22 protein-coding genes, 1 pseudogene and 1 riboswitch are annotated in these 26,703 nt (G+C 63.7%); of the genes and pseudogenes, 13 read left to right on the forward strand and 10 right to left on the reverse strand.

What is annotated here, in order from left to right; translation table 11 throughout:
* The gene (locus NKJ46_RS17980) at nt 1–645 is read right to left on the reverse strand and encodes a thiamine diphosphokinase (protein ID WP_352666190.1); all 645 of its coding nucleotides are present in this window, start codon (nt 643–645) and stop codon (nt 1–3) included.
* A gap of 127 nt (nt 646–772) precedes the next feature.
* Nucleotides 773–887: riboswitch (TPP riboswitch) on the forward strand.
* Between the two features lie 43 nt (nt 888–930).
* On the opposite strand from NKJ46_RS17980, the gene thiB reads away from it, so the two are divergent.
* The 4 genes from thiB to NKJ46_RS18000 all read left to right on the forward strand — a co-directional run bounded on the left by thiB (nt 931) and on the right by NKJ46_RS18000 (nt 6,135).
* Entirely contained in the window at nt 931–1,944 is a 1,014-nt protein-coding gene (gene thiB / locus NKJ46_RS17985; RefSeq protein WP_352666192.1) for a thiamine ABC transporter substrate binding subunit, read from the forward strand.
* 62 nt (nt 1,945–2,006) lie between these two features.
* Entirely contained in the window at nt 2,007–3,623 is a 1,617-nt protein-coding gene (gene thiP, locus NKJ46_RS17990) for a thiamine/thiamine pyrophosphate ABC transporter permease (protein WP_352666194.1), read from the forward strand.
* Entirely contained in the window at nt 3,620–4,411 is a 792-nt protein-coding gene (gene thiQ / locus NKJ46_RS17995; protein ID WP_352666196.1) for a thiamine ABC transporter ATP-binding protein, read from the forward strand. The genes thiP and thiQ overlap by 4 nt, the downstream gene beginning before the upstream one ends.
* Nucleotides 4,412–4,665: 254 nt before the next feature.
* On the forward strand, nt 4,666–6,135 hold the full coding sequence (locus tag NKJ46_RS18000; RefSeq protein ID WP_352666198.1) for a M48 family metalloprotease: 1,470 nt from the start codon (nt 4,666–4,668) through the stop codon (nt 6,133–6,135).
* A 13-nt stretch (nt 6,136–6,148) separates the two neighbouring features.
* Here NKJ46_RS18000 and NKJ46_RS18005 read toward each other — a convergent pair whose 3' ends face one another.
* On the reverse strand, nt 6,149–7,006 hold the full coding sequence (locus NKJ46_RS18005; protein WP_352666200.1) for an RNA polymerase factor sigma-32: 858 nt from the start codon (nt 7,004–7,006) through the stop codon (nt 6,149–6,151).
* 325 nt (nt 7,007–7,331) lie between these two features.
* Here NKJ46_RS18005 and NKJ46_RS18010 point away from each other — a divergent pair, with 325 nt between their 5' ends.
* The 3 genes from NKJ46_RS18010 (at nt 7,332) to NKJ46_RS18020 (ending at nt 9,676) form a co-directional block, all read left to right on the forward strand.
* A complete protein-coding gene (locus NKJ46_RS18010; RefSeq protein WP_352666201.1) occupies nt 7,332–8,105 on the forward strand; it encodes an amino acid ABC transporter substrate-binding protein in 774 nt (257 codons plus the stop codon).
* Nucleotides 8,106–8,225: 120 nt separating this feature from the next.
* On the forward strand, nt 8,226–8,906 hold the full coding sequence (locus NKJ46_RS18015) for an ABC transporter permease subunit (RefSeq protein WP_352666203.1): 681 nt from the start codon (nt 8,226–8,228) through the stop codon (nt 8,904–8,906).
* A complete protein-coding gene (locus NKJ46_RS18020) occupies nt 8,903–9,676 on the forward strand; it encodes an amino acid ABC transporter ATP-binding protein (protein WP_352666205.1) in 774 nt (257 codons plus the stop codon). The genes NKJ46_RS18015 and NKJ46_RS18020 overlap by 4 nt, the downstream gene beginning before the upstream one ends.
* A 94-nt stretch (nt 9,677–9,770) precedes the next feature.
* On the opposite strand, the gene NKJ46_RS18025 is transcribed toward NKJ46_RS18020, so the two are convergent.
* From NKJ46_RS18025 to NKJ46_RS18045, 5 genes are all read right to left on the reverse strand, one after another.
* Complete coding sequence (locus NKJ46_RS18025; RefSeq protein ID WP_006327799.1) at nt 9,771–10,352, reverse strand: CarD family transcriptional regulator; 582 nt, start codon at nt 10,350–10,352, stop codon at nt 9,771–9,773.
* Nucleotides 10,353–10,721: 369 nt separating this feature from the next.
* The gene (fdxA, locus tag NKJ46_RS18030) at nt 10,722–11,060 is read right to left on the reverse strand and encodes a ferredoxin FdxA (protein WP_292664799.1); all 339 of its coding nucleotides are present in this window, start codon (nt 11,058–11,060) and stop codon (nt 10,722–10,724) included.
* A 148-nt stretch (nt 11,061–11,208) separates the two neighbouring features.
* On the reverse strand, nt 11,209–11,595 hold the full coding sequence (locus tag NKJ46_RS18035) for an RNA-binding S4 domain-containing protein (RefSeq protein ID WP_023680553.1): 387 nt from the start codon (nt 11,593–11,595) through the stop codon (nt 11,209–11,211).
* Nucleotides 11,596–11,607: 12 nt separating this feature from the next.
* Complete coding sequence (locus tag NKJ46_RS18040; RefSeq protein ID WP_352666207.1) at nt 11,608–15,012, reverse strand: helicase-related protein; 3,405 nt, start codon at nt 15,010–15,012, stop codon at nt 11,608–11,610.
* 702 nt (nt 15,013–15,714) lie between these two features.
* Complete coding sequence (locus NKJ46_RS18045; RefSeq protein WP_352666208.1) at nt 15,715–16,299, reverse strand: TetR/AcrR family transcriptional regulator; 585 nt, start codon at nt 16,297–16,299, stop codon at nt 15,715–15,717.
* Between the two features lie 83 nt (nt 16,300–16,382).
* Between NKJ46_RS18045 and NKJ46_RS18050 the strand changes: the two genes are divergently transcribed.
* Entirely contained in the window at nt 16,383–17,633 is a 1,251-nt protein-coding gene (locus NKJ46_RS18050) for an FAD-dependent monooxygenase (RefSeq protein ID WP_352666210.1), read from the forward strand.
* Nucleotides 17,634–17,699: 66 nt separating this feature from the next.
* On the opposite strand, the gene phbB is transcribed toward NKJ46_RS18050, so the two are convergent.
* Entirely contained in the window at nt 17,700–18,425 is a 726-nt protein-coding gene (gene phbB / locus NKJ46_RS18055) for an acetoacetyl-CoA reductase (RefSeq protein WP_352666211.1), read from the reverse strand.
* A 104-nt stretch (nt 18,426–18,529) separates the two neighbouring features.
* Entirely contained in the window at nt 18,530–19,714 is a 1,185-nt protein-coding gene (locus tag NKJ46_RS18060; RefSeq protein WP_352666212.1) for an acetyl-CoA C-acetyltransferase, read from the reverse strand.
* Between the two features lie 278 nt (nt 19,715–19,992).
* Here NKJ46_RS18060 and phaR point away from each other — a divergent pair, with 278 nt between their 5' ends.
* Complete coding sequence (gene phaR / locus NKJ46_RS18065; protein ID WP_352666214.1) at nt 19,993–20,601, forward strand: polyhydroxyalkanoate synthesis repressor PhaR; 609 nt, start codon at nt 19,993–19,995, stop codon at nt 20,599–20,601.
* Between the two features lie 67 nt (nt 20,602–20,668).
* Here the strand turns inward: phaR and NKJ46_RS18070 are convergent.
* Nucleotides 20,669–21,816, reverse strand: a pseudogene (locus NKJ46_RS18070) (citrate/2-methylcitrate synthase).
* A 92-nt stretch (nt 21,817–21,908) separates the two neighbouring features.
* Here NKJ46_RS18070 and NKJ46_RS18075 point away from each other — a divergent pair.
* The 4 genes from NKJ46_RS18075 (at nt 21,909) to NKJ46_RS18090 (ending at nt 26,702) form a co-directional block, all read left to right on the forward strand.
* Entirely contained in the window at nt 21,909–22,997 is a 1,089-nt protein-coding gene (locus tag NKJ46_RS18075) for a citrate synthase/methylcitrate synthase (protein WP_352666216.1), read from the forward strand.
* A 202-nt stretch (nt 22,998–23,199) separates the two neighbouring features.
* Entirely contained in the window at nt 23,200–23,982 is a 783-nt protein-coding gene (locus tag NKJ46_RS18080; protein WP_352666218.1) for a 3-hydroxybutyrate dehydrogenase, read from the forward strand.
* A 26-nt stretch (nt 23,983–24,008) separates the two neighbouring features.
* Nucleotides 24,009–25,139 carry a patatin-like phospholipase family protein gene (locus NKJ46_RS18085; protein WP_352666240.1) on the forward strand — a complete coding sequence of 377 codons (1,131 nt, stop codon included), beginning with the start codon at nt 24,009–24,011 and terminating at the stop codon, nt 25,137–25,139.
* Nucleotides 25,140–25,520: 381 nt separating this feature from the next.
* Nucleotides 25,521–26,702, forward strand: coding sequence for an efflux RND transporter periplasmic adaptor subunit (locus NKJ46_RS18090; protein WP_352666220.1), 1,182 nt, complete (start codon nt 25,521–25,523; stop codon nt 26,700–26,702).
* The last annotated feature ends 1 nt before the right edge of the window (nt 26,703 follow it).

Here is a 26,703-nt window from a genome sequence, read left to right on the forward strand (position 1 = left end):
TCAGCTTTCAGGTAGGGGAAAAGGATGCGCGAGCAGCAGCGCGCGGCCGCTGGCCAGCGCGATTTCCAGCCGGCCCCTGACCTCGTTGGAAATGGTCAGCGACGAGCCGAACGCGACCTCGACATGGTCGAGCGGCCATTTGGCACCGGTGACGCTCAGGCCGGCGAGATCGGAGAAGCCGAGCACCGAAAACAGTGTGCCGTCGGCATAGTCGAAGCGAGCCTTTCCCGGCAGCAACGGAATGCCTTCCTGTGCGCCGCTGGTCAAAAGCACTTCCGTCCCGCCTTCCGCCAGCCGGATGCTCAGCGCCAGATGCAGGAAGATGTGATCGGTGCGTTTGCCGCCGAAGGCGCCTGCGAGCACAAGGCTGGTCGCACCGCGTTCGAGTGCGGCGGCGATAGCGAGTTCACCGTCGGTCTTGTCCTTTTCGGCGGGAAACACCTGCCGTGGCACGGCCGCCAGATCCTCCGGCAAATCGGCAGGCACCGAATCGAAATCGCCGACCCAGAGTTCCGGCCTCAGGCCCAGCATGCGGGCATGGCCGATGCCGGCATCCGCAGCGATGACGCGCGAGCCTTCGACCTGGCGGTCGAGCAGCGGCGTGCGGATGAGATCGCCGCCAAGCAGGATGGTGAATGTGCTCATATCTCGTGGCCCTTACCAGCCCTGCCCCGGAAACGGAAGATGAAACGGCAGACGAAACGGAAGGCTGGGCTTTGGATGCCCGGCAAACTTCCGCTTGCGCAGCACTTCGGCCGGGCCTATGTGTCGCAACGCTCTAACGGGGTGCCGGACGCGATTTTCGCGGACCGGCTGAGAGGCAAGACTGCCAACCCGCTGAACCTGATCCGGTTTGTACCGGCGGAGGGATTAGACGTTTCGGACAGCCCGACGCCTCAATTCCTTTCAACGCGAACGAAGGAGGCGCCGATGCGCAGTTTTTTCCACTCTCTTGTCTCAATTGTCCTGTTTGCGGCATCCGCGCTCGCCCTGCCGGGGCAGGCATCGGCACAGGATAAGCTGACGGTCTATACCTATGAAAGCTTCACCGCCGATTGGGGTCCGGGACCGGCTGTGAAGAAGGCCTTCGAGGCCGAATGCAGCTGCGTCGTTGAATTCGTCTCGGTCGCCGACGGCGTCGCGCTGCTCAACCGTGTGAAGCTGGAAGGCGCCGCGACCAAGGCCGATATCGTGCTTGGCCTCGACACGAATTTGACGGCGGACGCCAAGGCAACCGGCCTGTTTTCGCCGCACGGCGCCGTGTCGGGCGTCAGCGTCCCGGGAGCCTGGAGCGACGATATTTTCGTGCCGTTCGACTATGGCTATTTCGCCGTCATCTACGATACCGAAAAACTGAAGAGCCCGCCGAAAAGCCTCAGGGAATTGGTCGAGGGCGATGCCGGCGACAAGATCGTCATCCAGGATCCGCGCACCTCGACGCCGGGCCTTGGCCTGCTGTTGTGGGTCAAGTCGGTCTATGGCGACAAGGCGCCCGAAGCCTGGGCCAAGCTCAAGGCGAAGGTGCTGACGGTGACGCCAGGCTGGAGCGAGGCCTACGGCCTGTTCACCAAGGGTGAGGCGCCGATGGTGCTGTCCTACACCACCTCGCCGGCCTACCACATGGTCGCCGAAAACACCGAGCGCTACCAGGCGGCGTCCTTCGAGGAGGGCGAATATCTGCAGATCGAGGTTGCGGGGATCACCACCAAGGGCGCGAAGAACCCGCTGGCGGAAAAGTTCATTGCCTTCATGACCGGACCGAAATTCCAGGATGTCATTCCCGAAACCAACTGGATGTTCCCGGCCGGCAAGACCGACAAGCCGCTCAACCCGGCGTTCGACAAGCTTGTCAAACCGACCAAGACCTTGCTGTTCAGCCCGGAGGAAGTCGCGGCCAACCGCAAGGCCTGGGTCGATGAGTGGCTTGCGGCGATGAGCAAGTAGGATTCCATATGGTGTTCGTTCCCGACCTCAACCGCACCCATCGTCAAGCTGGGTAGCGCGAAATGCAGGCTCGCCGTCCTGACTCCCGCGTCACTGCCGGCGTCGTCGCGCTCGCCGCCATCGCGCTGCTGATCGGCGGGGCATTCGCCGGGCTGGTCGTCGAAGCCACACGCGACCCGTCCGGCGCCGCCTCCGCTTTCGATTCCTATCTCTTGCGCGTCGCCCGTTTCACGCTCTGGCAGGCAGTCCTTTCGACCCTGCTCTCCGTTGCACCGGCGCTGTTCGTCGCGCGCGCCCTGTCGCGGCATCCACAGTTTCTCGGGCGAGGCTTTATCCTGCAGCTTTTCGCTCTGCCGCTGGCGCTGCCGGCCATTGTTGCCGCACTCGGTGTCCTGGCGCTCTACGGCCGTGCCGGGTATTTTGCCGGCACGCTGGGCGCGCTAGGCGGCCAGAGCTGGCCCGGCATCTACGGCCTGTCGGGCATCCTCGTTGCCCATGTCTTCTTCAACCTGCCGCTGGCAACGCGGCTGTTCCTGGAAGCATTGCAGACCGTGCCGGCCAACCAATGGCGGCTGGCGAGCCAGCTTGGCATGGGCGCTGCGCCGGCCTTTCGGCTGATCGAATGGCCGCCGCTGCGTGCGGCCCTGCCGGGCATCGCCGGGCTCGTTTTCATGCTGTGCATCACCTCCTTCACCATCGTGCTTACGCTCGGCGGCGGACCCAGCGCGACGACGCTGGAGGTTGCCATCTACCAGGCGCTGCGTTTCGACTTCGACCCGGCGCGGGCGGTGACGCTGACCTTGTTGCAAATTGCGCTGACCTTCGTGGTCGTGCTGGCACTGACGCGGCTCGGCGCCAATGTGACCGGCGACGCCAATCTGCCGGTGGCGCCGCGCCGGCATTTTTCAGCCGGTGCGGCCGAGACCGTGCTGAACGCGCTGGTGATCGGGCTGGCATTGCTGTTTGTCGCCGGGCCGATGGCGGCGACGCTGGCAGCCGGGCTTGGCGCCGATCTCGGCCGCCTGGCCGGCGAGAGCGCGGTGCGGCAAGCGACGGCGACCAGTGGCGTGCTCTCCCTCCTGTCGGCGATGCTCTCTGTGGCGTTGTCGCTGTCGCTGGTCATGGCGCGCCGGGCGCTGGCGCTCACCCGGCGGACAGGCCGGCGGACACTGCTCGAACATCTGGCCGACACCGGTGCGGGGTTCGTCCTGGTGGTGCCGCCCATTGTCATCGGCGCCGGCTGGTTCCTGCTCTTGCGCACCGTCAGCGATGTCTTTGCGATCGCCCCCGTCATGGTCGTTGCGGTCAATGCGGTGATGGCGATGCCGTTCGCCATCCGCGCCATCCGCCCTGCCTATGACGCGGCAAGCGAACGCCACGAACGGCTCTGTGCACAGTTTGGTATCTCGGGCTGGAACCGGTTGCGGCTGGTCGACTGGCCGTCGCTGCGGCGGCCGCTAGCCACCGGCTTTGCTTTCGCCATGGCGCTGTCGCTCGGCGATCTCGGCGTCATTGCGCTGTTCGGCAGCGATTCCGTGCAGACCTTGCCCTATCTGCTGCTGGCGCGCATGGGCAGTTACCGCACCGAGGATGCGGCCGGGCTGGCGCTGCTGCTCGGCCTTGTCTGCCTGGCGCTGGTGCTGGCCGCGGACTGGCTGGGAAGGAGGGAGAAATCATGATGCCGATCAGCCCGGAACGGTCCATTTCGGTGGAAAAAGGCGCAGCCGTGCGGCTCGACAAGGTCTCGTTCAGCTATGGTGAAACGCCGCTTACATTCGATGTCGATTTCCCGCCGTCGGAAATCACCGCCATCATGGGGCCGAGCGGGTCGGGAAAGTCGACGCTACTCAATCTGGTGGCCGGTTTCGAGGCGCCGCGGTCGGGCCGCGTGCTGATCGGCGGCGCCGACGTCAGCACTGCGCCGCCTTCAGCGCGGCCGGTATCGATGGTGTTCCAGGAAAACAACCTGTTTGCCCATCTATCCGTCGAGCAGAATGTCGGGCTCGGCCGTTCGCCTTCGCTCAGGCTGAGCGAGGCTGACCGCGCCGCAATCTCCGCAGCGCTGAAGCGCGTCGGCCTTTCCGGCAAGGAAAGCCGGCTGCCGCGCGAACTCTCCGGCGGCGAGCGGCAGCGGGTCGCACTCGCCCGGGTCCTGGTGCGCGACCGGCCGGTGCTGTTGCTCGATGAGCCGTTCGCTTCGCTGGGACCGGCACTGCGCGACGACATGCTCGACCTGGTGGCCGACGTCCATTCGGAGCAGCGCATGACGGTGCTGTTCGTCACGCACCAGCCGGACGATGCGCGCCGTATCGGCCAAAACATGGTTTTCCTGGATGGTGGCACGGTTGCCGCGACGGGCGCCGCCGCCGATTTTTTCGTCGAGGCTGGACCGGAGGCATTCCGACGCTATATCGGCTCGGGTCCGTTTGCGGCTGGATCACGAGATGTTGCCCGGAAGCGGACATAATTTATGGTCAAACCGGCGCAAGGCGAAGCGGCGCTTGCTTGCCATGGTCGAGGTAGTGTGGCTAGGTCCGCCAGGAGTTGGTCCGGCTTAGACCGTGATTTGCCCTTGCTGCCTCGTATCTGTCGGACGCACGAAGGACGCCGTAGCACTTGATTTTGCGCGTGATGCTTTCCGGAAATCGCGCCCGATTTTCGCGGTCACGTCCCAGGACTTGAAAGGAAGCCGATCTGCCGACCGGCATCGACAATCGGAGGGTGAAACCGCTGGCTCGCTTTCTGGCGCTGGCCGGTCTTGCCTTGGCGCTGGCAAGCTGCCAGATGTTCACGCCTCCCGACGTGCAGGAATCGGGCTTCCAGCCCTCCGACAAGCCGATCACGGTCGACAATGTCGCCGCCAACAGCAAGCTCGCCCAACTGGCGAAGGCGCAGCACCCGCGCATCCTTGCCACCTATGGCGGTGAGTATTCTGACCCCAAGCTCGAGCGCATGGTGGCCAAGATCGTGGGCAGACTGACCGTGGTGTCGGCCAACCCGACCCAGACCTACCGCATCACCATCCTCAACTCGCCCAACGTCAATGCCTTCGCGCTGCCGGGCGGCTATCTCTACATCACCCGCGGCCTGCTGGCGTTGGCCAACGATTCGGCCGAGCTTGCCGCCGTCATTGCGCATGAGATGGGCCACGTTACGGCTAACCACGGCCTGCAGCGCCAGCAGCTGGAAGCGGAAGAGGGGTTGGCGACCAAGGTCGTTTCGGACGTGCTCGGCGACAACCCGACGGCCAAGGCGGCGCTGATCCGCGGCAAGCTGAGGCTGGCCCAGTTCTCGCGTAATCAGGAGCTGGAGGCCGACGCCATCGGCATCAAGTCGATCGGCGAAGCCGGTTTCGACCCCTACGCCGCCGGCCGCTTCCTGCAGTCGATGTCGGCCTATACCGATTTCCGCTCGATCAGCGGCGCCACCGACGCCAGCCTCGACTTCCTGGCGACGCACCCCAACACGCCGCAGCGTATCGATCTCGCGCAGCGCCACGCCCGCCAGTTCGGCGCGCCCGGTGTCGGGTCGCGCGACCGCGATTCATTCCTTGCCGGCGTAGACGGGCTGCTTTACGGCGACACGCCGGAGGAAGGCTATGTGCGCGGTGAAACCTTCCTGCATCCTGGCCTCGGCGTGTCGTTCTCGGTGCCTAACGGCTTTATCATCGACAATTCGGCGGCGGCGGTGACGGCGACAGGCCCGGGCGACATGGCAATCCGCTTTGACGGTGTTTCGATCGACAAGGACCGCTCGCTGACCGACTACATCCGCAGCGGCTGGGTCGCTGGCCTCGACGAGAGCAGCGTTCGCCAGGAGACGATCAACGGCAACGAAGCCGCAACCGCGCATGCCGGCGCCGATGGCTGGCAATTCGACATTGCGGTGATCCGCGCCGGCGGCCAGGTCTACCGCTTGCTGACCGCTGCACCGTCGGCCAGCACCTCGCTGAGCACGGTGGCGCGCTCGGTCAGCGGCTCGTTCCGCATCCTGAGTGCTGCCGAGAAGGCAGCGCTGAAGCCGCTGCGTATCCGCATCGTCACGGTGCAGCCCGGCCAGACGATGGGCTCGCTGGCCGCACAGATGGTCGGCGTCGACCGCAAGCTGGATCTGTTCAGGGTGCTCAACGCGCTGTCGCCGGGTGCCGCCGTTTCGGCCGGCGACAAGGTCAAGATCGTCACCGACAAATAGCAGCCGACGCGGTTCAGGCTGCGAGAAATTCCGGATTCTGCTTTACCAGCGCCGCCTTGAGTTTTTCCATGGCGCGCGCCTCGATCTGGCGGACGCGTTCCTTGGAGATGCCGAGTGTTTCGCCGAGTGCTTCGAGCGTCGCGCCTTCGTCGCTCAGCCGGCGCTCCTCGATAATCCTGAGCTCGCGCGCATTGAGCGCGCCGAGTGCCGTCCTCAGCCACACCGAGCGGCGTTCGACATCGATCGTGTCGCCGACGACCTCATCGGGCAGCGGGTCATCCGAAACCAGGAACTCCATCCGCTCGGTTGCGCCCGCGTCGTCGGCAAGCGGCGTATTGAGCGAACTGTCGGGTGCCGAAAGGCGGGAATCCATCATCGCCACATCGGCCTCCGATACCCCGAGAGCCGCCGACACTTCGCGGTAGAGCGTGGCATTCGACGTCTGCTCGGCGCCGTTTGCCAGGCGGGCGCGCAGGCGCCGCAGGTTGAAGAACAGCGCCTTTTGCGCCGAGCTGGTGCCGCCGCGCACGATCGACCAGTTGCGCAGGATATAGTCCTGCATCGAGGCCCGGATCCACCAGGTCGCATAGGTCGAGAACCGCACCTCGCGCTCGGGCTCGAAACGGGCCGCTGCCTCCAGCAGTCCGACATGGCCTTCCTGGATCAGGTCGCCCAGCGGAAGGCCGTAGTGGCGAAACCGCGACGCCATGGAAATGACCAGCCGCATATGCGCGACGGTGATGCGGTGCAGCGCCTGCTGGTCATTATTTTCCTTCCAGCGCAGCGCCAGGAGATGCTCTTCGTCACGTTCCAGATAAGGGGCTTTCATCGCCGCGCGAACCATGGTCCGTCCTGCACTGTCTTCCATCATGCCGCGCTCCTGTTTCAGGCGTTGCGGTGCGATCGAATCGTGAGTTGGCGCCGATGGTTGAAATGGCGGCGCCGCGCCCTACAACAGCGAAGAACGTGCCATGCGGGGGAATGTTCCCCCGGACTGTCATGTCGATTGCGCTGTTCCAGGCGATTCGCCACCGGCCCTGACTCAGCCGGATGGCGTCGGGAGATGCTGGTTGAGAATGGGATTTCAAGGGCGCGAGATTTTTGAAATCTAGTTTCTTATTCCGGCATCGCGCATCTGTCATTTTCCGGCACTCGCAATGACGCCGGACATCGGCCAAGGACGGGATCACAGAAAAATGAAATGGCTCAAATCGCTCATTATCGCCGGGACGCTGCAGGTTCTGGCCATCGCCGCCGGTCATGCCGGCGCCAATCTCGACCAGATCAAGCAGTCCGGCGTCTTCAAGGTCGGCACGGAAGGAACCTATGCGCCCTTCACCTATCATGATGCTTCCGGCGCGCTGGTTGGCTTCGACGTCGAGATCGCGCGGGCCATCGCCGAGCGCCTCGGCGTCAAAGCCCAGTTCCTCGAAGGCAAATGGGACGGGCTGATCGCCGGTCTCGACGCCAACCGCTACGATGCCGTCATCAACGAGGTCGGCATCACCGAAGCGCGCAAGGCCAAATATGACTTTTCGGATCCCTACATCGCCTCCAAGGCAGTGCTGATCGTGCGTGGCGACAACACCGATATCAAGAGCTTCGCCGATCTCAAGGGCAAGAAGGCGGCGCAGTCGCTGACTTCGAATTTCGGCAAGCTGGCTGAAACCAACGGCGCCGAACTCGTCGGCACCGACGGCTTCGATCAGTCGATCCAACTGCTTCTCACCGGCCGCGCCGACGCCACCATCAACGACAGCCTGTCCTTCCTCGATTTCAAGAAGCACAAGCCAGACGCCAATGTGAAGATTGCCGCGCAGGAGGAAAACGCCGACTATTCCGGCGTCATCGTGCGCAAGGGCGATCCGGAACTGGTGGCCGCCATCAACAAGGCGCTGGCCGACATCAAGGCCGACGGCACCTACCAGAAAATCGCCGACACCTATTTCGGCCAGGACGTTTCGAAGTAAAACGGCTTTCTCGTGTGGGCCGAACGCCGGCCCGCGTCGTTCGTATCGCGGCGAGCTGTCTTTGACGGCCCGCCGCTTTCGCGTGATATGAGCGACGGCAATCTGGCAAGGAGGAGCTTAGTGCCGCACTGGCTGCAATTGATGCTGGAATCCCTGCCTACGCTGCTGTGGGCTGCACTGATCTTCACCGTGCCGTTGACGCTGCTGTCGTTTGCGTTCGGTCTTGTCCTCGGCCTGGTCGTGGCGCTTGTCCGGCTGTTCGGCCCCAAACCCCTGGTCGCCGTGGTCCGCTTCTACGTCTGGATCTTCCGCGGCACGCCGCTTCTCGTGCAACTGTTCCTTATCTTCTATGGCCTGCCATCGGCCGGCATCCTGCTCGACGCCTTTCCGGCAGCACTGATCGGCTTCACCTTGAACATCGGTGCATATTCGTCGGAAATCATCCGCGCCGTCATCGGTTCGGTGCCCAAGGGCCAGTGGGAAGCGGCCTATTCGATCGGCATGACCTGGGCCCAGGCAATGCGGCGCACCATTCTTCCACAGGCGGGGCGCGTCGCGGTGCCGCCGCTGTCCAACACCTTCATCTCGCTGGTCAAGGACACTTCGCTCGCCGCCGCCATCACCGTGCCGGAGATGTTCCAGGCAGCGCAGCGCATCGTCGCTACCACCTATGAGCCGCTGATCCTCTATGTCGAGGCAGCGGCCCTCTATCTGGTCATGAGCTCCGTGCTGTCGGCCTTGCAGGCGCGGCTGGAAAAACGGCTCAACCGTTATGGCGGCTTCCTGGAGGCGCGCGCATGATCGGCCTCACCAACATTGAAAAGCGCTTCGGCGACAATCTCGTGCTGAAGGGCGTGACCGTCACCATCGAGGAAGGCAGCGTCACGGCGCTCGTCGGGCCATCGGGCGGCGGGAAAAGCACGCTTTTGCGCTGCATCAACCTGCTCGAGCTGCCGACTTCAGGCACGGTGCGGATCGGCGACGATGCACTCGAATTCCACCCTGGCGGCAGGGTCTCGACCAGGGATATTCAGCGGCTGCGGCTGCAGACCGGCATGGTGTTCCAGAATTTCCAGTTGTTTCCGCATCGCACTGCGATCGAGAACATCATGGAGGGGCTGGTGACGGTGCTGAAATGGCCCAAGGAAAGGGCGCGCCAACGGGCGCTCGCCCTGCTCGAAAAGGTCGGCATGGCGCACAAGGCCGATGCCTGGCCGGCGACCCTGTCAGGCGGCCAGCAGCAGCGCGTGGCGATTGCCCGGGCGCTGGCGCCTTCGCCGAAAGTCCTGCTCTGCGACGAGCCGACCTCTGCGCTCGATCCGGAACTGGCGCAGGAGGTGGTCGACGTGCTCGGCAAGCTCGCCAGCGAGGGCACGACCATGGTGATGGCGACGCATGATCTGCGGCTCGCCTCGAAGATCGCGCGGGAAGTGGTGTTCCTCGATGCCGGCAACATCGTCGAACAAGGCCCGGCCGCGGTGCTGTTCAGCAACCCGGAACGCCAGCGGACCAAGCGGTTTATCGCCACGCTGAAGCAGGAGGCGGAAAGGGAGGGCGGTCGCGAGAGCTAGAACGGCCATCGCCAGTCAGCCAAATAGAAAAGTCAGCTAAAACAAAAAACCCGGCGCGAGGCCGGGTCTTTCTGAATTCGAAGGCGAGAAAAAATCAGGCAGCTTCTTCCTGCTCGGCTTCCTCGTTGTCGGCCTTGGCGCCGCGCTTCGGACCCTTATTGAGGTTCACCTCGATGAGGCGCACCGCTTCGGTCTCCGACATGCGGTTGACGGCCGCGATCTCACGGGCCATGCGGTCAAGCGCCGCCTCGTAGAGCTGGCGCTCGGAATAGGACTGCTCCGGCTGGTTGTCGGCGCGATAGAGGTCGCGCACCACTTCCGAGATGGAGATCAGATCGCCGGAGTTGATCTTGGCATCATATTCCTGGGCGCGGCGCGACCACATGGTGCGCTTGACGCGGGCGCGGCCCTGCACGACCTTCAGCGCGCGCTCGACATAATCCTCTTCCGACAGCTTGCGCATGCCGATCGAGGTCGCCTTGGCGACCGGCACCTTGAGGCGCATCTTGTCCTTCTGGAAGTCGATGACGAACAGCTCCAGCTTGTGGCCCGCGACTTCCTGCTCATCGATCGAGACGATCTGGCCGACACCATGCGCCGGATAGACGATGTACTCGCCGGTCTTGAAACCGTGGCGCGCTGCGGTAGACTTCTTCTGCGGGGTGATCGTTGCCATTACGCCCTGAACTCCTTGTTGTGGTACCGGCATCGTGCCGGCCCGAACTCGTGCGACCGGGGTGACCGGTCCTTAGCCACACAACGATGAACTCACCGGAAAGGCCAGGACCGGCAAATCGCAACATTGCGACCGCCTGCCCCAGATCGCTCTGGTCCGGATTGAGAAATTCACCTTTCAGTGATTTGGGGCGTTTGCGCCATAAATCGACGTTGTGTCACCGGCATGTTTGGTTTGATATAACACAAAAAGTCGGGAGAATCAAGGTTTTGCTGCACGCGCGAAGGCCATGCGCCGTCGCCGCCTGTCAAGGCAGTTAATGTATCACGTCTGTTACGCGGCGTCAGGCCGCCGCAGCCGGCAGGCTCGTCAATCGCCTTCGCCGGGCTCCGGGGAGAAATATTTCTCGAACTTGCCAGTTTCGCCATCGAAGTTTTTAGCGTCGGCCGGCGGCTCCTTCTTGGCGGTGATGTTAGGCCATTTCTCGGCATATTCGGTGTTGATCTGCAGCCATTTGTCGAGGCCCGACTCGGTATCGGGCTTGATCGCATCGGCCGGGCATTCCGGTTCGCAGACGCCGCAATCGATGCACTCGTCCGGGTGGATGACGAGCATGTTCTCACCTTCGTAGAAGCAGTCGACCGGACAGACCTCAATGCAGTCCATGTATTTGCATTTTATGCAATTGTCGGTCACGACATAGGTCATTGGTCGGCTCCGGGACGTCCCATTTTGTTGGGCTTTTTTGGTGAGGTAACGCCTTTGTCCGCTGGTGGCAAGGGCGGCCCTTGCCAGCGGTGCCGCGGTTTCCGGAATGGAATTCCAGAGGGCCGGCAAAGCGGACGTTCGAGTTTGCTCAATCGTCGCCGAGCAGGTGGTCGGTCTGGCGGCGTTCTTTCTTCGTCGGGCGGCCGCTGCCGGCCTCGCGCAACGGCGGCACCGCATCGGGAAGCGCCTCGCCCTTGGGCGCGGGGGGCGGCGACATGTCCTCGTAGAGCAGGCGGGCCTCTTCGGCCGGGCCACGCCGTACGCCGGTGCCAAGGACTTTCCAGACGAAGATCCGCCGCTCCAGCGTGATGGTCAAAACGTCGCCCGGCCGGACCGTATCGGAGGCCTGCGCTGCTTTGTCGCGATTGATGCGGACCCGTCCGGCGACGACCAGCTTGGCTGCCAGCGTGCGCGACTTTACCGCGCGCGAGAAGAACAGCCACTTGTCGATGCGCTGGCGGGCATCAGTGACCATCGGACGAGCAGCTTACTTCTTCAGCTGGTCGCGCAACGCGGCGAGCTTGGCGAAGGGCGAGTCCGGATCGAAGCGGACCGGGCGTTCCTCACGCGGCTTTGGCTGGAAGGCGGGCTTTGCGCCTTGGGCGCCGCCTTTGCCGTCCTGTCGGCCACCCTTCCAGTCGGGCCGGTTTTCGCGCCGGTCGGGGCGTTCGCCTTGCGGCTTGCTTGCGCGCTCTGCCGCCTCGCCTTGCGGCCTCGGCTTGAACTTGCTGCGGTCGAAGCGCGGCTTGCCGGCGCCGTCGCGCTGGTCGTGGCGCCCCTGACGGGCAGGCCCGTCGCCCGGCGTCGGTTGCGCGCCGGCATCTACCGGCGCATCGCTGCGGCCGCCCGGCGCAGCTTGACCATTGCGCGCACGATTGTCCCGATGATTGTCCCGGGGGCGGTTGTCATGCTGGCGATGACGTGGGCGCTGGTCGAAACGAGCCTGCCGCCACAACAGGATGGGTTTTGGCTCCTCGGCTTCTGGAGCAGCTTCGCCGGCGACGGCTTCCGCCGTTGCTGCAGGTTCGGGGGGCGATGCTTCCGTAGTTTCGAAAACCGGCGGCTCTGCCGGTGCCGTAGCCTCAGTTTCCGCCCCAAGTTCCGCCCTTGGCTCAGCCGCTGGTTCCGCAGGCGCTTCAGCAGTCGCCTCGGCGGCGGGCCGGGCCTCTTGCGTGACTTCTGCCGCAGCTTCTGGGGCTGGAGCTTCCGCGACAGGCTCTGCCGCCGCTTCGGTCGCGGCTTCGGCTGCTGCCTCCGCAACTGGGGTCGCATCCGACACTGGCTCGGAAACCTCCGCCGGCGGCTCTGCCGCGGCAGATGCTTCCGCCATCCTCGCCTGCTCGGCTCGCGCAGCCTCTTCCGCCGCCTGCTTTGCAGTGGCAGCGTCACGCGCGGCACTGTCCTGTGCTTCGAGCCGCGCCTTGACCTCGGCTGCCGGTTTGGCATCGGCGCGATAGCCGAGTCCCTTCAGGATTTCTTCCATGTCGTCGGCGGTGGCGCCGAGGATCGACATCATCGGCGGCGTCACCATGAAGGATTGGCCGTCATAGGCGCCGTCGGGGCGAGGGCCGAGGCCCGGCTTCCAGTTGGTCGCCGGCCGGATCAGGTCGGCCAGTCGTTCGAGAATATCGACGCGTACGGCACGCCGGCCAAGATTGCGGTAGCCGGCAAGCTTGTAGAAGGTCTTGTCGAATGTGGGATCGATGACCACCGAGGTGCGGCCGGAGGCCAGTGCGTGAACGACATCGCCGAAGCCGGGCTTGTCCTTGCCGTCGTTCCTCAGTGCCCACAGCAGCGTTATCAGCCCGGCCGGCGCCGGTTTGATCAACGCCGGCACGAAGACATGGTAGGCGCCGAAGCGCACGCCGAGACGGCGAAGCGCCGCGCGGCCTTCCTGGTCGAGCGACTTCATCTCGTCGGCAATGTCGCGACGGTTGATGAGGCCGAAATGCTCGACAAGCTGGAAAGCGATGCCGCGGCCGATGCCGGTGATCTGCTCGGCATTCTTGAGATCAACCAGCGGCTTCAGCAGGGATTCGATCTGGAAATTGACGAAGCGCTCGGCGCGCGCCGCAACCTTGTCGCGGGCCGGGCCGGTGAGTTGCTCGTCGGCGAGCAGAACGAGACGCGGCTTCAAAGCGTCTTCGCCGGCAACCAGCGTGCCGATCGGGGCGCCGATCCAGCGCAGCGTGCCATCCGAACCCAGCGCAATGTCGCCATTGGCAGAGGCGCCGAAGCGCTCGGCCCGCGCCTCGAACTCGGCGGCAAGCGCCTTCTGCGCCGCCGCCCGCACTGCCTTGGCATCCTCGCCGCCGGCGCTCTGGTCGGCGGTGAAGCGGAAACCCTGCAACTCGCCGACGTGATGGCCTTCGACGAGGACGGTTCCGGTTGGGCTGATTTCGGCTTCAGGCATCGTGTTTTCTCTAAGGCGCCGCATGAGGACGGAAGTCCTGCGGTCTACAAAACGTTTCGTCAACCGCTCATGCAGCGCATCCGACAATCTGTCTTCGATTTCGCGCGTCTTTTCCTGCCAGTGTGCCCGATCGGCCAGCCAGCCGGGCCGGTTGGAAACGAAGGTCCATGTGCGGATCTGGGCAATCCTGTGCGATAGCGTGTCGATGTCGCCTTCGGTGGTGTCGGCACGGCGCACCTGCTCGGCCATGTAGTTCTCGTCGACATGGCCGTGCCTGGCAAGGTCCATGTAGATGGAGGCGATCAAGTCGGCGTGCTGGGCCGGCGCAATCTTCCTGTAGTCGGGCAGCGCGCAGGCTTCCCACAGCAGCGCCACGCGCCTGGCATCGGTGGTGAGTGCCCGGACATCCTCGTCGCGCGACAGATGCTCGAGCGCCTGCGCGTCTACTGCCGGCAGTGCGCGCGTCAGGCCTTCGACCGGGGCGTTGGTCTCGATCGAGCGCTTCAGCGCATCGAGGTTGGCGAAATCGAAATGCGCGGTGCGCCACTGCAACACTTTCACCGGGTCGAAATCATGTGCCTCGATCTTCTTGACGAGTTCCTCATCCAGCGGATCGACCTGGCCGGTGACGCCGAAGGTGCCGTCGCGCAGATGCCGGCCGGCGCGGCCGGCAATCTGGCCGAGCTCGGCCGCCGTCAGGTTGCGGTACTGGTAGCCGTCGAATTTACGGTTCTGGGCGAAGGCGACGTGGTCGAGGTCGAGGTTGAGGCCCATGCCGATGGCGTCGGTCGCGACGAGGTAGTCGACGTCGCCCGATTGGAACAGCGCCACCTGGGCGTTGCGGGTGCGCGGGCTGAGTGCGCCGAGCACGACGGCGGCACCGCCCTGCTGGCGGCGGATCAGCTCGGCGATGGCATAGACCTCGTCGGCGGAGAAGGCGACGATCGCGGTGCGCCGCGGCAGGCGGGTCAGCTTCTTCGAGCCGGCATAGGCAAGATGCGATAGCCGCGGCCGGGTCACCACCGACACGCCTCGCAGCAGGCGCTGCAGGATGCCGTGCATGGTGGCCGCGCCCAGTAGCAGCGTCTCCTGGCGGCCGCGCAGATGCAGGATGCGATCGGTGAAGATGTGGCCGCGTTCGAGATCGCCGGCAAGCTGGACCTCGTCGATGGCCACGAAGGCGGCGTCGGTCTCGCGCGGCATCGCTTCCACGGTGCAGACCGAGTATTTCGCGCCAGCCGGCTGGATCTTTTCCTCGCCGGTGATGAGCGCAACCTTATGGGCGCCGACCTTCTCGCAGACGCGCGTATAGACCTCGCGGGCAAGCAGCCTGAGCGGCAGGCCTATGACGCCGCTTTCATGCGCCACCATGCGTTCGATGGCGAGATGGGTCTTGCCGGTGTTGGTCGGGCCGAGCACGGCCGTCACGTCTCGACCCGACAGGATCAGCGGTTCAGTGTGTTTCGGATGGATGTTCATCGGCCTGGAAATAAGGCTCTCTGCCTCGCATTGTCGGGAGCGCGCCCATATTGGCCGCGTATGACAGGCGACACATAGGGATTTCGGGCGCGAAGCGAAAGCGGAATGTGCCGAGGGCGGGCCGATTGGTCGCTTCAAAGCCAAAAATCTGTTCCCGATTAACAGTTGGAACGAGTCTGGAACGAATCAGCGACGAATCACTGACTCGCGCTGATTCAGGTTTTGTTCACGGCTACATCTGGGCTTTCTGCCGGCGAATCTCACCACATGCTGAATCACGGAAACTGGCCCGATTCATGCAGGCGGCATCCAAGCCAGCACCACGGTTAACCTTTGCTGGTGAATGATCGTGGCCGGCCAACCTGCTTCGCGCAACATTATGAAATTATTGATGTTTCCTAATGCGCTTTAATCATTTCGAGGGTGTTTTCAGCTCTCGCCGTTAACGTTCCGCTCAAAGCCGGAACGAATCGGCGACGAATCAGAGATAGGCGAAGTTTCTTGGTTTGTTCACCGCAACATGCTGTGTTGTGAACAGCTTTTCCACCGAGAATCCACAGGCTGCTGGGCGGTTTTTGCACAGGCTGCGCAGCGGCCGTTAACCTTTGTGTACTGGTTCGGCACACGCGGCATCATGGCCATCGGGTCGACGCGCTTAGTGCGTGAGGCTCAGAACTCGGCCAACCATGCCGAATGGCTTGTTCAGGATACGTCCGCTCCGACGGCATATCGCTGCAATGTGGGGCCAACGTTCTGGATGATTTCGTCTTGAGACAGGGCGACGACCGGCGGAAGCCGCAGCAGGTACCGGCACATCGCCAGTCCCAGCAACTGGCTGGAAATGAGCCCGGCGCGCCGGCCCGCATCGGCGGGATCAGCGACCGCCGCAACCAGTGGCCTCACCTGGTTGGCAAATACATCGCGCAACTTTTCGGCGGCAAATTCGTTCGACGTCGCCGAACGCAGCAGAATTACCATGCCGGTACCGTTGGCCGGATCTTCCCAGATTTCGAGAAATCGCCTGATCAGTGTCTTACCGATGTCGGTCCGGTCGATCACCCGTAGTGCGGGCAATTTCAGATCGACGACCGCCGCCCTGGCAAACAACTCGTCCTTGCTGCGGAAATAGCGGATCACCATGGCCGGATCGATCGAAGCATGCGCCGCGACGTCACGGATCGAGGCGCCGTCATAGCCGCGTTCGGCGAACAGGAGCTTCGCGGCCTCAAGTATCTGAGCCCGGGTGCGATCCGACTTGCTGGGTTTCTTCGACTGATTCTCGGTCATGAAAATGCATATGCCAACGGTCGTTGACAAATGCAATGGCTTCGGCTAAAAAGTCAACATATGTTGACAAATGGAGAGAGAAAATGTTGCCCGATACAACGGAAATCCTGATTATTGGCGCCGGCCCGACCGGCTTGGCGCTGTCCATCGTGCTGCACCAGGCCGGGGTCGACCATGTTCTGATCGACAGGCTTGGAGAGGGCCTTCAGACCTCGCGGGCTGGCGTCATCCACGCACAGACGCTGGAAGCGCTGGAGCCGCTGGGCGTCACACAGCGGCTGAGCGAGCTTGCCCTGAAGCTGCAGAATTTCGCCATCCGCGACCGCAACAGGGCACTGCTCAAGCTCGATTTCGGAAGGCTTCCGTCGAGGCATCCCTATCTGATGATGCTGCCTCAGAATCTCACCGAGCAGGTGTTCGCCGAGCGGATTGCCGTCCTGGGCGGCGTGATCCACCGCATGGTCGAGGCCAAGGCCGTGGTTCAGGACACTGACGGTGCGTGCGTGACGGTGGTCGAGAACGGCTGCGAGAAGATCATATCGGCACGCTACGTCGTTGGCGGCGACGGTATGCACAGCCTGGTGCGCAGCTCGGCCAGCGTCGAGTTCGACGGCGCGGCCTACGAGGCGTCGTTCGTTCTCGCCGACGTTCGTCTCGACTGGCCGGTTGGGCCAACCGAGGTGTCGCTGTTCTTTGCGCCAGCCGGGCTGGTGGTGGTGGCGCCGCTCCCAGACGGATCGTACCGCGTCGTCGCGACAATGGACGACGCGCCGGAAAAACCCGCGGTCGCAGACATACAGGCGCTGCTGGACAGCCGCGGACCGACCGGCAAACGAGGCCGGGTGCTCGACCTGAAATGGAGCTCGCGTTTTCGCGTGCATCACCGCCTGGTCGGGTCATACCGCAAGGACCGGTTGTTCCTGATGGGCGATGCCGCGCACGTACACAGCCCGGCGGGAGGGCAAGGCATGAATACCGGCATCGTCGACGCGGTCGTGCTTGGTCAGTTGCTTGGCGACGTGGTGAACGGCGTGCGCCCGGAAGCGGAGCTCGAACTCTATGAAACACTGCGACGCCCGGCGGCCCAGGAGGTGCTTGACCTGGCTGGCATGATGACCGGCATGGCGCTTACCCGCAGTCCGGTGAAGCGGTTCGTCCGCAACCTCATGCTATCGGTGCTGAACTTCACACCATTCCTGAAGCGCCGCATCGCCTTGAAGCTATCGGGCCTCAGTCGGGCGCCGCTTGCCCGTCTGCCGGCACCCGCGTGCGAGGCAGGTGCAATTGCCCGAACCCAGCCTGAAGCCAGCCCAGTGCTGAAGCTTGCCGCGTGACAGCCCGGTTATCTGCCCGTACCTGCCGTCGGGCCGGTACGGGGGGCATCCGCGGCATCCCAAGCCTCAGCTAATGTACTGGCCGCCATTGGCTGAAATGGTCGAGCCGGTGATGAAACCGGCATCGTCGGAAGCGAGGAAGACGACGCAGCGCGCGATTTCCTCCGGCTCGCCGAGACGGCCGACCGGGATGTGCGGGATGACGCGCTCGTTAAGCACCTTCTCGTCCATCGCCTTGACCATCTCGGTGGCGATATAGCCGGGGCAGATGACGTTGACGGTAATGCCGGCGCGCGCGCCTTCCTGGGCCAGTGCCTTGGTGAAGCCGATATCGCCGGCCTTCGAGGCCGAATAATTGACCTGGCCTACCTGGCCTTTCTGGCCGTTGATCGACGAGATGGTGATGATGCGACCGAACTTGCGGTCGCGCATGCCGCCCCACAACGGATGCGTCATGTTGAAGACACCAGAAAGGTTGGTGTCGAGGACCTCTTTCCATTGCTCGCGCGTCATCTTGTGGAACATCGCGTCGCGAGTGATGCCGGCATTATTGACCAGCACCGAGACGGGACCGAGATCGGCCTCGATCTGTTTGATGCCGGCGGCGCAGGCCTCGTAGTCGGCGACGGACCATTTATAGACCGGGATGCCGGTTGCGGCCTTGAACTTTGCCGCCGCTTCCTCATTGCCGGCGTAGTTTGCGGCCACCGAATAGCCGGCGCTTTTCAAGGCGACCGATATCGCCGCGCCGATGCCGCGCGACCCGCCTGTGACGATTGCAACCTTTGTCATGTGTCCTCCCGGGAAATGCAGATGACTGAGCGTTGAAGCGGTGGGGTTTGCCCTCTACTCCCTACTCGCTTTGCGCCAGCATCCTATTCGTATCGCTTATCTCATCACAATGCTTCCACGCACATGGCAACACCCATCCCGCCGCCGATGCACAGCGTGGCAAGGCCTTTCTTGGCACTTCTGCGGCGCATCTCGTAGACCAGCGTGTTGAAGATGCGGGCGCCCGAGGCGCCGACCGGATGGCCGATGGCGATGGCGCCGCCATTGACGTTGACGATGGCCGGGTCCCAGCCCATGTCCTTGTTGACGGCGCAGGCCTGCGCGGCGAAGGCCTCGTTGGCTTCGACCAGATCGAGATCGCCGACCGACCAGCCGGCCTTGGCCAGCGCCTTGCGCGAGGAGGGGATCGGTCCCGTCCCCATGATCTGCGGGTCGACGCCGGCGGTCGCCCAGGAAACGATACGCACCAGAGGTGTGATGCCGCGCCTTGCGGCTTCCGCTTCGGTCATCAGCACCACGGCTGCGGCGCCGTCGTTGATGCCGGAGGCATTGGCTGCTGTCACCGTGCCTTCCTTGTCGAAGGCCGGCTTGAGCTTGGTCATGGCGTCGATTGTCGCGCCGTGGCGGATGTATTCATCCTGGTCGACTATCGTGTCGCCCTTCCTGCCCTTGACTGTGAAGGCAACGATCTCGTCCTTGAATTTTCCGGCTTTCTGCGCAGCCTCGGCCTTGTTCTGGGAAGCCAGTGCGAACTGGTCCTGGTCGTCGCGGGTGATCTGGAACTGGCGGGCGACGTTCTCGGCGGTGTTGCCCATATGATAGCCGTAGAAGGCATCGGTCAGGCCGTCCTTGATCATGGTGTCGATCAGCTTGAAGTCGCCCATCTTGACGCCACCGCGCAGATGCTGCGCATGCGGAGCCATCGACATCGATTCCTGGCCGCCGGCAACGATGATCCTTGCGTCGCCCTGGGCGATCTGTTGCATGCCGAGCGCGATGGCGCGCAAGCCGGAGCCGCAGAGCTGGTTGAGGCCCCAGGAGGTCGCCTCCTGCGGCACGCCGGCGGCCATAGCCGCCTGCCGCGCTGGGTTCTGCCCTTGAGCCGCGGTCAGGATCTGGCCGAGAATGACCTCGTCCACTTCCTTGCCGTCGACGCCGGCACGGACCAGCGCTTCCTTGACGGCGACCGCACCCAATTCATGGGCTGGCGTGTTGGCGAAGGCGCCGTTGAAGGAGCCGACAGGCGTGCGCGCTGCACTGGCGACAACGATGGCGTTGGAAGCGGACATGTTCTTCTCCAGGCTTTCGGGGAACGATTTCGGGTGCCGTCGGGGACTTTTCTTGCCCTTTCCACAACCCGAGTCAAACCCGAAATGGGCATGGCGCCCCACTGCCGCAAGCAGGCCGCCCGTCGCTGCAACGGCGGCCCGTCCGTGCTGCGCAACATAAAATGTTCCCGCACTGCACAAACTGCTTGGATTCATGACGCTTTTGCGCATATCCTTTAAAAAGGCGCAATCGTTACCGGCGGCTTACTTAAGCTGCCCGGTGTCCGGGGAGGATGCAGATGGCCGCAAAAGACGAAACTATTGTTATCAAGAAATATGCCAATCGCCGTCTCTACAATACGGGCACCAGCACCTATGTGACGCTCGAGGATCTCGCTGAAATGGTCAAAAAAGGCGAGGAGTTTACTGTCCAGGACGCCAAGACCGGTGACGACATCACGCATCCGGTGCTGACCCAGATCATCTTCGAGCTGGAGAACAAGGACGGGCAGAACATGTTGCCGATCCCGTTCCTGCGTCAGCTCATCGCCTATTACGGCGATCAGATGCAGATGATCGTGCCGAGCTTTCTCGAACAGTCGATGCTGGCCTTCTCGAAGGAGCAGGAACGCTTTCGCGAGCAAATGAAAGATGCCCTTGGCAAGTCGCCGATGGACATGATGAAGATCGCCACGCCGATCAAGGTGCTGGAGGAGCAGACGCGGCGCAACATGGAAATGTTCCAGAACGCCATGCGGCTGTTCACGCCGTTCCCGCCCGCGGGCTCTGCGCCGGCAGCAGCACCACCCGAACCGGCCAAGAAAGAAACACCGGAAAAACCCGACGACCTTCAGGAGCTGAAGGAGCAGATCGCCGCGATGCAGCGCAAGCTCGACACGATGTCGTGACTGCCAGGGCGAGGCGCCGCGTCGAACCTTCCCTCAGGTGCCGCTGAGACTTTCGCACACAGCGCGGCTAGAGCTGCTCCGGCAGCGGTCCCTGGTAGCGGGCGCGCGGCCGGATCAGGCCGCTGCTTGTCACCTGCTCCACGGCATGCGCGGCCCAGCCGACGCTGCGGCCGAGCGCGAACAGACGGAACGGGGCATCGGACGGCAAACGGAGACTGCGCGTGAGCGCAGCCAAGGCGAAATCGACGTTCGGGCGCATGCCCGTTGCCGCAAAGGCCGCATCGCAAAGCCGTGACAGCCCATCATCGACATCTATCGCGGCCAGTAACGGTTCCGCACGCGGATCGCCGTCGGGATAAAGCGGATGGCCAAATCCGGGCAGTGGCCTGTCGTGACCGAGCCAGCGACCGACAGCCGCATCCGGCCCCAATCTCTGTGCATCCTCGCCCAACATCATGACCGCCTCCGCGGCGCCGCCATGGCGCGGACCGGAGAGGGTGCGAGGCCGGCAAGCAGGCAGGCCGAAACAGGTGCGCCGGTGGACGCGGCGACCCGTGCGGCGAAGGTCGATGCGTTCAATTCGTGATCGGCCAACAGTACCAGTGAGCGGCGGATCAAGTCTGCGCCGGCCGCATCGAGCGACCATCCCCGCGCCAGCCTTTCATGCACGGCACCGCTTCCGTGAACCGCGCCGAGCGCCTGAGCCAGAGCGGCGATGGCGCCGGCCGCATCGTGGTTGAGCGAAGCCGATCGGCGGCCGAGCGAAGGCCGGCCGTTGGCCGCCAACGCGGCCAATTCCGCGAAGGCAGCCGGCCGGTTAGTCGCGCCGTTACTATGGCGGCTCGCCGACCCGAACGACACTGGTGCGCCAGACGCCCAAAGCAGGTTTGCCGTCTGCTCCAGCGTGGCAGTCTCGGAGAGCGTGACCGCATCCTGGCCGCGATAGACGAGGCGGCCGTGCAAAACGGTCGAGATCGTGGTGGCGATCGCCGGCTCACCCCAGGCAATCGCGCTTTCGGCGATTGCCTGCGGGTTTCGGCCGCGCGCCCGGCGGCTCGCCAGCGCCGCGATGTCGTCGGCGCGATACTGGCTGCGGCGTGGATCGGCCCCATCCGGCCGCATGCCGATGCGTCCGCGGCTGACATAGGCATAGAGCGTCTGGGCGCGCACCCTGAGACGCTCCAGGGCTTCGTCCCGCGTCAGCCACTCCGTCATGTCAGCCTTGTCATGTTGATTCTATTGATCAAGATTGATGGGCCAGTCGCCAACCCTTATCTACCGCACGGAAAGGGTCAAGGAGAAAACCAATGGCGAATGGGCTCGATGATGTGGTGGCGGCGGAAACGGTGCTCTCCGATGTTAACGGTCTTGGTGGCCGCCTGACCATCCGGGGCCATTCGTTGCCCGACCTGGCAGGCCGCTGGAAATACGCCGAGGTGGTTCATCTGCTGTTCGACGGCTTTTTCGACGATCTTCCCGACGGCAGGGAGCTGGCGATCGCGATCGGTCGGGCGCGCAGCGAAGTGTTCGAGCAGACCGAACCCTTGCTGCCGTTTCTCGCATCCCTCGATATCTACAGCGCGATGCGCGCCGGCATTGCCCTGCTGCCGGATGGTGACAAATTGCCGGACGCGCTGCGGCTGGTTGCGGCACCTGCCGTGCTGACGCCGGCCTTGCTGCGCTTGCAGCGCGGCGAAAGCCCGATTGCGCCTGACAGCAAGGCCGATCATGCCGCCGACATTCTGCGGATGCTGACCGGCATTGCGGCCTCGCCGAAATTGGCGAAGGCGCTCGATACCTATCTGGTGACGGTTTGCGACCATGGCCTCAACGCGTCGACCTTCGCCGCGCGCGTGGTCGCCTCGACGCAGGCTGGGCTTGCTTCGGCGGTGCTGGCCGGGCTCGGAGCGCTCAAGGGGCCGCTGCATGGCGGCGCGCCAGGTCCGGTAATCGAGATGCTGGATGCGATCGAGGCGCATGGCGACGCCGCCGGCTGGCTGCGCGACGAGATCGGGCGCGGCCAGCGCATCATGGGCTTCGGGCATCGCATCTACCGCGTGCGCGACCCGCGTGCCGACGTGCTGAAAGCGGTGGTGCGGCAACTCGGCGCCAAGGGCGAAGCCGGCCACCGGCTGGCGTTTGCCGAAAGCGTAGAGCAAGCGGCGCTCGAAGTGCTTCGCATCGCCAAGCCGTCGCGCTCGCTCCAGACTAATGTCGAGTTCTTCACAGCACTTCTGCTGGAAGCGGCGGGCTTTCCAACAGAGGCGTTCACCAATGTCTTTGCTGCCGGGCGCGTCGCCGGCTGGATCGCGCATGCGCGCGAGCAGCAGACGAGTGGACGGCTGATCCGGCCGCAGTCGCGCTATATCGGGCCGGTGCCGGACCTCGTCGCCTGAGGATTTTTCCCCGAATGCTTTACGGAAACCGGCCCGCTACAGCCGGTGCCGGACACCTCTCTCGTCAAAGATGAGAGAGGTCTACATGACAAAATTTTCATGTAATTGCTCCACACATCCGCTGTTCTTGGGTGGCAGAGAGCCTATATGCTGCAGTGCAGCATGGTTCCACGGGAGCCCACCTCGAAAGGAATAAGCCGCCTTGACCGCCAGAAAAACCGCCATCGTCACCGGTTCCACCTCGGGCATCGGCCTGGCAATTGCCCACGCGCTCGCGGCTGAAGGCTGCAACGTCGTCGTCAATTCCTTTTCCGACACCGCCGACGATCACGCCATCGTCGACGCAATCGCCAAGCACCACAAGGTGAAGACCATCTACATCAAGGCCGACATGTCGAAGCCGGCCGAGTGCCGGGCTTTGGTGGCGAAGGCGGCCGAGACATTCGGCTCGGTCGACATCCTGGTCAACAATGCCGGCATCCAGCATGTCGCGCCGGTTGAAAGCTTCCCGATCGAGAAGTGGGATGCGATCATCGCCATCAACCTGTCATCGGCCTTCCATACGATCGCAGCCGCCATCCCGTTGATGAAACAGGCCGGTGGCGGCCGGATCGTCAACGTCGCCTCGGCCCACGGCCTGGTCGCGTCGCCGTTCAAGTCGGCCTATGTCTCAGCCAAGCATGGCATTATGGGCTTGACCAAGACTGTCGCCCTTGAGCTGGCGCGCGACAAGATCACCTGCAATGCCATTTGTCCGGGCTATGTGTTGACGCCGCTGGTCGAGGCGCAGATCCCCGACCAGATGAAGGCCAACAAGATGGACCGCGAGACGGTGGTCCGCGAGGTCATGCTCGAAAGGCAACCGACCAAGGAGTTCGTCACGATCAAACAGGTTGCGGCGGCCGCGGTGTTCCTGTGCTCGGATGCGGCGGCGCAGATCAACGGCACGCACATCTCTGTCGATGGCGGCTGGACCGCTCAGTGAGCCATCCAGCGGTCAAGGGCCACGCCATGCCGAAAAACGGCAAGGCGGAAGAGCCAAAGAAGATCAACATCGCGCTGCAAGGCGGCGGTTCGCACGGGGCGTTTTCCTGGGGCGTGCTCGATCGGCTGCTCGAGGACGGGCGCCTCGACATAACGGCGGTTTCGGGCACCAGTGCCGGCGCCATGAATGCCGTGGCGCTGGCCGACGGCTTTGTCCGCGGCGGCGTCGAGGGCGCGCGGCGGAAGCTCGATGATTTCTGGCGTGCGGTGGCGGCAAAGGGGCGCTTCAGCCCGGTGCAGCGCATGCCTTGGGACGTCGCCTGGGGCAATTGGTCGATCGAGAACACGCCCGGCTATTTCCTGTTCGATACGATGTCTCGGGTATTTTCGCCCTATATCGCCAATCCGCTCGCCATCAATCCGCTGCGCGACGTGGTCGAACGTGAGATCGATTTCGATAATGTGCGCGCCTGCAAATCGATAGAACTGTTCATTTCCGCTACCAATGTCGAGACCGGCCAGTTGCGGGTCTTCTCGGACGGCGAGATCGACCTCGACACGGTGATGGCGTCGGCCTGCCTGCCGCAATTGTTCCGTGCCGTCGAGATCAAGGGCGTGCCCTATTGGGATGGCGGCTATGGCGGCAACCCGGCACTGTTCCCGTTCTTCAAGACCGCGGCCACCGAGGACGTGCTCTTGGTGCAGATTAATCCGGTGGTCCGCGAGGGGACGCCGAAAAGCGCCAATGAAATCCAGAACCGCATCGACGAGATCACCTTCAATGCCGGGCTGTTGCGCGAATTCCGCTCGATCGCCTTCGTCAAGGAACTGATCGCCGCCGGCCGATTGCCGCATGGCGAATATCGCGACATCCGCATGCACCGCATCGACGCCGACGAAGCGTTCAAGGATCTGTCGGCATCGTCCAAGGTCAATGCCGAATGGGCGTTTCTTGCCTATCTGCGCGACCTCGGCCGCACCGCAGCCAGTGACTGGCTGGAAGAAAATTACGACGCCGTCGGCAAGCGGCCGACGATCGATCTGTCCGGCGAGCTCGACGACGGCTTGAAGCCGGTGCGCGGGCCGGCGCCGGGCCGGCGGGTCAAGGAGTTTCTTGCGGCGCGCAAGCAGCCCGAGGCCGCCCGCCGTCCGGCCTAGAACGGTTCATCCTTTCGGAAACGCCGAACCGCTCCATCTTTTTGTTTTGACGCAATTCCGGACGGAAAACCGTTTCACACCTTTCCTGGAATTGTTCCGGCTCCTCCGCAAAGCAGATGACATCACAATCCGTCCAATCATCCTGACACTTGCTGCCATACCGCTGTTTTGGCGATCAACAGCCGATGCTGCAGCCGCATCTTTGCGGACAAAGCAACAATCCATCAACTTTTCTGACTATATTGCGATGCAACTTTGAGGTAGAAGCGCGCTTCGCCGATCACGGCAATTTGAATACGGCCTCGCGCGCACCCATATCGGCGACGCGCCCCAAGTAGAAGATGCGGCCTGGCCGAACCCCGCGCACTGGAAAAAATGACGATGCCGAAATTCAGGTTTCACAAGCTTGCAGCCATTGTTGTGCTTATCGGGTTCGCCGGCTGGATGGCGACGGGCGAATTCTCGTCCGTCGGCAGCGCGTCCGCCGACAACAAGCCCAAGACAGGAGAGGTCGGGCAGCCCAAGCCAGCCGACGCAGCCAAGCCGGGGACTGCCGAGGCGAAACAGCCCAAGGCGCCGTTGCGCACGGTCGCGGTCATAACCCCGCCGCGGCGCACCTATGCACGCGCTATCCGCATTTCCGGACTGACCGAAGCCGATAAGCGCGCCGTCCTGGCGACACGCGTCGCCGGCGTCATCGACAAGCTGCCGGTCAAGCAGGGTCAGCACGTCAAGACCGGCGACCTGATCCTGATGCTTGCCGCCGAGGAAAAAATCTCGGCGGTCGACAACGCCAAACAACTTGTCGTGCAGCGTGAAGCGGAACTGGCTGCGGCCTTGCGGTTGATGAAAACCGGCAATCTGCCGACGCTGCAGCTCGATACGGCCCGCTCCAACCTGTCGCTGGCCAAGTCGCAACTGGACGCCGCGCAAGCTGAGCTCGACCGCAATGAGGTAAAGGCGCCCTTCGACGGCGTTATCGACCGGGTGCCGGTGGAGCTTGGCAGTTCGGTGATGCAGGGCGGCGAGGTGGCTACCATTCTCAGCCTCGACCCGGTGATTGCGCGCGGCGAGGTCAGCGAACGCGATCTCGGCTATCTGAAGATCGGCGACAAGGCAAATGTGCGTCTGGTCAGCGGTCAGAATGTCGAAGGCATCGTCCGCTACATCAGCCGGGATGCATCGTCGGCAACCCGTACCTTCCGGGTTGAAGTCGCCATCCCCAACGCCGATGGTTCCGTACCGGCCGGCATGACGGCCGAAATCGCGCTCAGCGCCCAGCCGACGGACGCTGTGATGCTGCCGCGATCGGTGGTGACGCTCGGCGACAAGGGGGATCTCGGCATTCGCGCCGTCGACAAGGACGACAAGGTCGTGTTCTTCCCGATCGACCTGGTCGACGACACGCCGACCGGCCTGGTGCTCGGCGGCATTCCGGCCGACGCCCGCATCATCGTCGCCGGCCAGGAGCTGGTGAAGGAAGGCGAAGTGATCAAGCCGGTCGAAGCCGACCAGGCGACCATCCAAAAGCTGTTGGGCGAAGCGACGACCGGGACGCAGTAAT

The sequence above is a fragment of the Mesorhizobium sp. M0166 genome (genome assembly GCF_040322255.1).
Lineage (GTDB): Bacteria > Pseudomonadota > Alphaproteobacteria > Rhizobiales > Rhizobiaceae > Mesorhizobium.